At 45.7% G+C, this 440-nt stretch carries 1 pseudogene; it reads left to right on the plus strand.

What is annotated here, in order from left to right:
• Nucleotides 1-440, plus strand: a pseudogene (locus LS74_RS10820) (hypothetical protein); the annotation flags it as partial.

The raw sequence follows: 440 nt of genomic DNA on the forward strand, positions 1-440 counted from the left end.
GCAGATAGCACAGGGTAACGCACTAAGAGCTGTGCACGGCACTGGACAAGCTTTCCAAGATAGCTATAGTAAAACAGCATATATGAACGCACACCAAAGCCTTAGCCAACAAAAAGGAAGTGCTCAGGCTTATGATTCGGAAACAAATGGTGGCAACATAAAGATAGCAGAATCTATGGGGAGAGTGAGTAATGCTATAGCGTTAAGGGGACACGCCAAATCTATTCAAGCTGCTGGGAGCGAGGAAAACATCATATCAGCAAATGCTGGAGATGCGGCAGAGAAAGCATTGACTCAGGCAGTATCACACGGAGCAAAAGTTGCATTAGGAGCGAGACATAGCAATGGTGGTCTCAATCTTGGGAGTGAAGCAACAAGTGGGATAATGGCACAAGCATTAAAAGATGCAGGTGCTGCGGTTGGTAATGCGGAAAATACAA

The sequence above is a fragment of the Helicobacter magdeburgensis genome (assembly GCF_000765825.2).
Taxonomy (GTDB): Bacteria; Campylobacterota; Campylobacteria; order Campylobacterales; family Helicobacteraceae; genus Helicobacter_C; species Helicobacter_C magdeburgensis.